The organism is Sulfurovum sp. (assembly GCF_049668085.1).
Classification (GTDB): domain Bacteria; phylum Campylobacterota; class Campylobacteria; order Campylobacterales; family Sulfurovaceae; genus Sulfurovum.
This window is the reverse complement of record NZ_JBATIY010000005.1, coordinates 1-8,070: the sequence shown is the minus strand read 5'-3', so window position 1 is coordinate 8,070 and position 8,070 is coordinate 1. Positions and strand designations below refer to the sequence as shown.

General features: G+C 38.0%; 7 protein-coding genes, 1 tRNA gene and 1 riboswitch. All 8 genes read right to left on the bottom strand.

The window, feature by feature from the left end:
• Positions 1-31: 31 nt before the first annotated feature.
• The 8 genes from WBM70_RS00145 to WBM70_RS00110 all read right to left on the bottom strand — a co-directional run bounded on the left by WBM70_RS00145 (position 32) and on the right by WBM70_RS00110 (position 7,938).
• On the bottom strand, positions 32-832 hold the full coding sequence (locus tag WBM70_RS00145; RefSeq protein ID WP_424556487.1) for a DUF5718 family protein: 801 nt from the start codon (positions 830-832) through the stop codon (positions 32-34).
• Positions 833-957: 125 nt separating this feature from the next.
• Positions 958-1,239, bottom strand: coding sequence for an HU family DNA-binding protein (locus tag WBM70_RS00140; protein WP_373028963.1), 282 nt, complete (start codon positions 1,237-1,239; stop codon positions 958-960).
• A 382-nt stretch (positions 1,240-1,621) separates the two neighbouring features.
• A tRNA-Leu gene (locus WBM70_RS00135) sits at positions 1,622-1,706 on the bottom strand.
• Positions 1,707-1,809: 103 nt separating this feature from the next.
• Complete coding sequence (locus WBM70_RS00130) at positions 1,810-2,115, bottom strand: F0F1 ATP synthase subunit C (RefSeq protein WP_424556486.1); 306 nt, start codon at positions 2,113-2,115, stop codon at positions 1,810-1,812.
• 236 nt (positions 2,116-2,351) lie between these two features.
• Positions 2,352-3,005, bottom strand: coding sequence for a porin family protein (locus WBM70_RS00125; RefSeq protein ID WP_424556485.1), 654 nt, complete (start codon positions 3,003-3,005; stop codon positions 2,352-2,354).
• Positions 3,006-3,007: 2 nt separating this feature from the next.
• On the bottom strand, positions 3,008-4,675 hold the full coding sequence (locus WBM70_RS00120; RefSeq protein WP_424556484.1) for an SdrD B-like domain-containing protein: 1,668 nt from the start codon (positions 4,673-4,675) through the stop codon (positions 3,008-3,010).
• A 158-nt stretch (positions 4,676-4,833) separates the two neighbouring features.
• Positions 4,834-4,909: riboswitch (cyclic di-GMP riboswitch) on the bottom strand.
• Between the two features lie 188 nt (positions 4,910-5,097).
• A complete protein-coding gene (locus tag WBM70_RS00115; RefSeq protein ID WP_424556483.1) occupies positions 5,098-7,230 on the bottom strand; it encodes a polyribonucleotide nucleotidyltransferase in 2,133 nt (710 codons plus the stop codon).
• Positions 7,231-7,278: 48 nt separating this feature from the next.
• Positions 7,279-7,938 carry a phosphoribosyltransferase gene (locus WBM70_RS00110; RefSeq protein ID WP_424556482.1) on the bottom strand — a complete coding sequence of 220 codons (660 nt, stop codon included), beginning with the start codon at positions 7,936-7,938 and terminating at the stop codon, positions 7,279-7,281.
• Between the last annotated feature and the right edge of the window lie 132 nt (positions 7,939-8,070).

Below are 8,070 nucleotides of genomic sequence, written 5' to 3'. Positions count from 1 at the left end.
CATTATGGCTATAAGCTTAATTCTTTTTAAACTATGACGTTACTTTTTGGTGCAATACAACTTTATGAGCAGAGGATCCTATACTAGAGTCTTCATTGCGATGGTCATATGCGATCACATAAACTTCATCGCCACTTTGTAAATAATTCTTCTTACCAAATTCTGCATAAGCTGTTGCTCCTATGGAAATAAGTGCTTGTTTTGGATAGTGACATCCTTTAAGATGCGTAGCTATATCTTCCAGTGGTCCAAAATCTTCTTGGGTGTTCATTTTATCAATGAGCCACGTTTTAAGCTTAGTATAGAAGTAAGAGTAACCAAGTAGTGGTGCATCCACACCATAAGGGTGTAATACCCCTTCACGCTTCACAAAAGAGCACAAATGGTAGTTGTCCATCACTCCACCCTCTTCAAATCTGTCGATAGGGATCCATTTATCTCCTATACCTTTCGAGTTAGGACCCCAGGACTTTTTTTCTGAAATCTTTTTTGCACCCTCTTTACGAATAGTACAGTCATTGAAAGTAGTGAATTTTTGAGCGATCAGATCAGTCACTTTTGTCTCATTATCATACACAATATCAAAAAGTACTGCTATTTCTGGTTCTACTTGGGCATTCGCTTCATAGTCAGGAAGAGTTAGTGACTCTGTACCTATAGAATACAATCCTAAAAAAGAATCAGATCCAGGAAGATAAAAAGGGAAAATACCTTTGGGTGCATCGGGTTCAGCAGTGATCACATTTTCAAAGTCTTTAAGTTCGCCAGCTTGTTCTAAATGATGTGCAAAGTTTCCTGCTACACCTAAACATATCGTATCTTGTAATTGCATAAAAATCCTTAGACAAAGTATGAACATAGTATATCTCAGGGATGATTATAGGGTGTTTTAAAAAAATTAGATGAAATGAAATGAAGGGTATCTACTACCCAAAGGCAGTAGATGAGAGGGTGAACTTAGTTACCTGCTACTGCGTCTTTAAGTGTTTTACCCATTTTAAATTTCGGTGCAGTGTGTGCTGCTTTTGTATAAGTTTTATCAGTTCCTGGAACTTTACCGCTTTTTTCTGCTACATCTACTGTAGAGAATGTTCCGAAACCTACCAATGATACAGTCTCTTTTTTTACTAGTGCTTCAGTTACTGAAGAAATAAATGCTTTTACTGCTCTCTCTGCTGCTGCTTTACTCTCAAACTCACCATTTTTCTGTACCAATTCTACGAAATCTGCTTTTGTCATTCTTCTTCCTTGTTTTAAGATGTAATCATTATAACACAAGAAACTCTTAAAAAAAGATAAAATAATGCTAAAAAGCCCTATTTTACGGCATTTCATAGCGATTTGTTAAAAAAAAGACTAAACATAACGTTAAGTTATTTATTGATGTAATAATTAATATATGAAGAAATTATATTTATGAATGTTTGAGAGAAGCAGTCCCTAATACTGACCCACTGAAAGACGCTATACTGGTAAATGCACTAAAAACCAATATACTATAAAATTTCAAGAATCTAATCAGTTGCTTTGAATGAACACCAAGCATTTCAAAAAACATGTTAATGATAAAAAATTAGTAGCAATATATGATTAAATACCTATTGAAAGGTTTTGAAGAAAATGGTGCGTCAGAGAGGATTTGAACCTCCACACCACTAGGGCACTACCCCCTCAAGGTAGCGTGTCTACCGTTCCACCACTGACGCACTGCGGATATATAGTTGAAGTACTATAGAAACTTTAAAAATGAGGGATAACAAAAAGTTGTGACGGGATTATATCCCTCACAACCTTTTAGTGTCTTTAAGATTAACCGATAAATGGGTTAGCGTAAAGAGCGATAAGCGCGATTACTAGTGTATAGATAACCTGTGCTTCGATCATTGCAAGTGCGATGAACATTGTAGTCATTAGTTTACCACCAAGACCTGGGTTTCTAGCTGTACCAGCGATTGTTGCAGCAGCAGTGTGACCCATACCAATAGCTCCACCAAGAGCAGCAAGACCAAGACCAACACCAGCAGCAACTACTGAATATGCTTTGATCATAGATTCACCTTCACCAGCGAAAGCAACAGCACTAAGTGCTAAGAAAAGTAAGAAAAACTTTTTCATTTTATATCCTTTAAATTAGTAGAGTTTAAGTCTCTTCGACTGTTCTCAAAGTCTGTTCGGATAGCGTAAACGATAATAAATTATCGCCAATATAAACATAAATGCCTACATTTCCCTACTGATCACTTCAAATAACGTCGCAATTATATCTTTATCATGATTAAAAATGGTTAAAAGATAGGATCAATTCAAGAAGGGTTGCACGTATATTGATACGGCAACCTTCTTGATGCTGATTAGAAATCGTAAGTAATACCAAAAGTAACGATATTGGATTTAAAGTTCGCCGGGCCTTCATTATTCATGAGATTCTGATAATCTATCCAAAGCCCCCATTTTCTCTCCTGATCCATGTGACCATCGAACGGTCTGTCATAGGTTCCTTCTAATCTGTCATCTTCTGTGTCAGACAGATCATACTCAAGCCCAATACCATAACTGAAACCATCATACTTGTATGTATCGTAAATAGCTGTACAATCTGTATCTATCTCTGTATGCCCATATCCGAGCAGACCATATATATTTACCTTTTCACTTACTGGGTACCGTGGTTTAAGGAAAATACCGTAGTGTGTCGTCTCTCCCCAGTCACTATCTATGGTCGCTTTCAGGGCACGTCCTTCTATACCCACATATTGGTTATATTCCCATCCGGCTCTAATGATCCCACCCCAAGTGGAGTCTTTGAGCCGTACATCAGGACAGCCTGCAGTAGAACAGTCTCTACTGACTCCGGCCCATAAGAGACCTACACCAACATAAAAAGGATTTGGATCTGCCTGTACAATTGGAACAGGAACAACAGCAGGGGCAATATCTCCCCCGCCAAATAGACTGCTGCTTGAAAGTAGCGTAGTAAGTGTTACTGTTTTTAATATAGTTTTCATCTTTATCCCCTTCCCTGTGTTTCATTTCTGCTTAATTGTTCTTCTCTTCGTACAAAGAAAAGTCCAAGCATAAGTGTCATAAGTATCATCAGTCCTGATGAAACTATGCTTAAAGCTGATGAACTATCACTAGATACATCATCACATGGACAATCTTCTGCTTCAGGTGGAGGAGGACCTAAAGGTGGGATCTCTTCAGGTGGTTCAACACCTATCATACCTGCATCCCAGTCAAGCATTGTACTGTTATCTCCGGAAGCAAGGCTTATAGGAATTACATCCGTTCTACCACTCGTTGGATCTGCATCACTGTCAACTGTTGATCCTCCTGCATTTTTCGGACTGAATGTATAATCAGTAGGCAGGATAAATTCAACTACATAATCTCCAGCAGGAAGCGGAACAAAAAGATATTTGCCTAGTATATCAGTAGAAACTGTTTGCATTAAAGTGCCGCCACCATCTGAATAGAGATTAACTACTACATCTGCCAAACCTTTTTCAGTAGGATCTTGAATACCATCTGCATTTGTATCGACCCACACTTGATTACCTATGACACCACGTTTAATACCGGCATCGATATTTTCTGTACCATTACTATCAACTGGGAATGAAAAGTTTTTAGTTATTCCATTTATATCTGCATCACTGTCTGTCCCACTATCCAATGGATCTCCTGTACTTTGCTGAGTGAACTCAAATAGACCAGTGAGATTTGAAGGAGCAATAAATTTAATGTTATAGACTCTATCTACAGCAGTTCCTGAACCACTTCTCACTTTTTTAACATTTACAAAAGAATAATTACCATTAGCATCCGTTAGTGTTTCATCCACTTTTGTTTCTGTCATAGAGGTAGTATTTACTTCCCACAGTTCAACTATAAAACCTGCAGGACCTGAGGTCTCTTCTGCATCTTGAATACCATTATTGTTAATGTCTCCCCATACACGTGATCTGATATATGCATCATTTTGTCCTTTAGCTGTAACTGAGAATGTAACACTACCTGTTGATATTCCGTCTTCTGGTGACCAAAAGGTAGAAGTTAACGTTCCTTGCTCATCATAAAATCCACTAAATTTAAAATAGTAAATGGTATTATTGCTGTCTACCCAGGTATAATCCTGTTCAAAACTGCCTGTATCTACTGCTCCAAAGTTGTGTGCATCATCACAAGTACTTACATCGTTTCCGTCTCCAAGATAGGGATGCCCATCTGCAGGATTTACAATAACTCCATCTGTATCTCTAGGACAATCACCTCCATTGGTTGTCTCCCAATTGTAAAGATTAAAGGTCCATGTTCTGTTAAAAGGCTCTCCAGTTGGTGTAGTTGGTACATCAAGGGTCCATTCTAATTGTACAAATCTCAATGATGGTGGACTGATCGGAAAATTACCATGTACAAGATCCCCAAAAGGATATTCCACACCATCAGCAAGCGCATCACCACTTTTTTCTACAAGCTGAAGATAACTCTGCGCACCATCTCCAGTACCCCACGATATACGTTTGTCTCCATCACTATATGTAGCAGAAAAGGTAGAGGCAGTACCTAACTCAGTACCTAATATAAATTGTCCGGTAGCTGTATAACTTGCCCCCTCTGCCATACTCATCAATAATAAAATTGCTGTAGTTAAACGTGAAATAATCCATTTCATAATTCATTTCTCCTTATTTTGAGATTCTTTATGAATAGTAGCAATAATGTAAATTAAGAAAAGTTAGATCGTTTCCATCACAAAATTTCTACTGTAAGAAAAAATTTGTAGACATTTCATAGATATAAATAGTGTTTAAAAATTTCTTCACATCATTTGATTGCAACCCGGCGGTCTGATATGAGATCCGTAGTTTTCCGTCCTATCTTCACAAATAGTTTGGCCTTTGAATCAGTGTAGCATAAAAAATATAAAAATACAATATAATTATAAATTATGATTATTAATTATTAAAAGTATTATATTTGATAAGGTAGGTTGATAATGATTTAGTTAATTGTGAGTATGTGTAAGAGTTAAGTGTAGAGCGATCTCTTTTTTACTTTTGTCTTGAGGAATAAAGTAAAAAAGAAAGAAGAATGTTATGCTAAAAATTCAGGTGTTGCGAGTTCAACCTTTTTACCTTTTTGCTCCATTACAACAACAGTGATGTCATCGCCTTCGTTGTATCTTTCTGAAAGGTTATTGACACGTTCTTTAGCTACTTTTGAAATATGAAGTAGTGCATCAAAGCCATCTGGCATTTCAACAAAGAGTCCGAAATCTACGATTTTCTTTACTTTTCCATCATAGCTTTGACCTACTTTATACTCCATCTGTTTTTTCACAGGAGATGAGGCAATACCTTCTATGTGAGCTTTGGCTTCTGCTACTTTTTCTTTATCTCCACCTGAAAGTTTTACGCCACCCACATCACGATCTAGATCAACTGAGACTTCAAACTTCTCGATGATCTCACGTATCGTTGCACCTGCTTTACCAATGATATCTACTATCTTGCTTGGGTGTACTGTAAAATGCTCTGTACTTGGAAGTGCCGTACTTGCAGCGATGTTTTTCTCTGCTTCTTCCATAAGTCCAAGAATATGATTTTTTCCCTGGCTTGCTTTTTGTAGAGCATCTTTCAAGACGCTCAATTCTATACCGCCAAGCTTGATATCCATTTGCAATGCTGTGATTCCTTGCGTAGTACCAGCTACTTTAAAGTCCATATCTCCATCATGGTCTTCAAGTCCCATAATATCTGTAAGGACTGCATACTTGTCACCTTCACTCACCAGACCCATAGCAATACCTGCTACAAGTGCTGTCGTATTTACCTCAGCTGCACGCAATGCCAATGCACCGCCACAGATAGTCGCCATAGAAGAAGAACCGTTACTCTCTAAAATTTCAGAGACCATACGGATACTGCCATCATAGTTTAAATCCAATGAAGGCTCTAGTGCTCTTTTCCCTAGGTTACCATGTCCGAGTTCTCTACGACCTGGAGCACCGATGTATTTTGCTTCTCCCACAGAGTACCCTGGAAAGTTGTAGTGCACCATAAAGTTCTCAGACTGAGAGTTTTTCTCAGTGATCAATTCATACATCTGTGCATCTTTTTTATCACCAAGTGTGACAGTAACAAGTGCCTGAGTCTGTCCACGTGTGAATAGACATGAACCATGAACAGAAGGTAAAAGGTTCGTCTCAATGCTGATAGGTCTTACTTCATCAAGTGCTCTACCGTCTGCACGAATATTTTTATCTAAGATCATTGCTCTTACAACTGTTTTTTTATAACGCTCAAGTACTTTGGAAACAAGTTCTTTATCTGCTTCTTTTCCTTCAGCCTCTAACGCTTCCATGATTTTTATACGCACTTTTTTAAGTTCAGTAGAACGCTCACTTTTTGCCATATGTGAAATAGCTTTTTCGACATCTTCAGCATAATTGCTTTCGATCATCGTATACAGTGACTCATCCACTTTATCTTCAGCCAATGCAAGTTCTAATGCTTCTCTTACCATAGGTGCAAAGGCATCTACATAAGCTGTTGTTGATACATCTATAGCTTCTGCTGCCATAGCAATGACATCAACCAGTGCTGACTCATCAAACTCATTGGCATTTTGACCCTCTTCACACTCTGTAGCAAGTGTACGCATCTCTATCATCACTACATCTTTACCAGAACCTACAACCAAAAGGTCAAGTTCACTCTGGGCTTGTTGTGTCAGTGTAGGGTTGATAACGATATCATCTCCCACAGTACCAACTCTTACTGCAGCGATACTAGTTGAAACAGGAATATCAGAAACATAGAGTGCTGCATTTGCTGCATGTAAAGCAGCCACCTGCATATCGACCTCTGAATCTGCACTTACCACCATCACGGTAATAGTTACAGGATAATGAAACCCTTTTGGAAATAACGGACGTAAAGAACGGTCAACGATACGAGACGTCAATGTTTCAAAATCACCAGGCTTCGTTTCTCTCTTGATGAAACCGCCAGGGATCTTTGCTGCAGCATAAGACTTTTCCATATACTGAACAGTCAATGGAAGGAAATCTTCATCAACAGCCTTTTCATCAACAGCAACAGCTGCGATCAGTACAGCTTTGCCCTGTCTGTACATTACTGCACCACTTGCTTGTTTAGCTACTTTATTGAATTCGTATTTTTCTTCAAGACTGTTTACATTAATCTCTACAATTTGTTCTTTCATTCGTTTATCTTTCCTTTATTTGTTTCTACTTTAAATACCTATGACTTCTTATACATGTACGATGGATAATATCTCTTTAGATTCTAATCTCTCATATTCCTTATAATAGTATTCTATCGAAATATAATCTTTTATCTTGTGGGGGCAAAATACACCATCACAAACAGTAAGCAGATTTTGATACACTGTTTCGTCTAACACAGGTGTTGCAATATAAATATTTTTAGCACCTCTTGCGATCACTGATTTAAGTGCAACCATCATAGTGAGTCCTGTTTCTATACACTCGTCAGCTAAAACGACATATTTCCCTGCAAGAGAGATAAGATCCTTGCCTTTTCGGTATTTATATACATAAGAGAGTATTTCTTCTTCATACTTCCTGTGTGCTTCACCATATACATAGTCTTCATTGATTTCAAAAGCATCAATGAGCGCCTTATGCATCACCACTTCTTCTGTTTCTGAAACCATGGCAATGGCCAATTCAGAGTTGTTGGGCGCTAAAATTGGTTCTGTCAGCAAAATATCCATCTGGACATTCATCGCTGTGGCTATCTGGTCTGCAAAATAAACACCCTCTTCACTCACACCTATCACTACCGTTTCGTTTTTTTCAAGTAATTCTACAGGCAACAGCTCAATTAGTTGCCTTGCAGCATCTTCTCTATCTTCATAATAAATATTAGGGTTTGAATCGATGGGCATAATCTGCTCCTGGGAATTGTTTGGAAATTTCTTCTTCATCAAAAGTATAACGAAACTCTTCTATATACTTCATCAATAATTGATAGGCATGATTTAACTGTTCCATCTCTGCAACATCACCTCCTCGGTCAG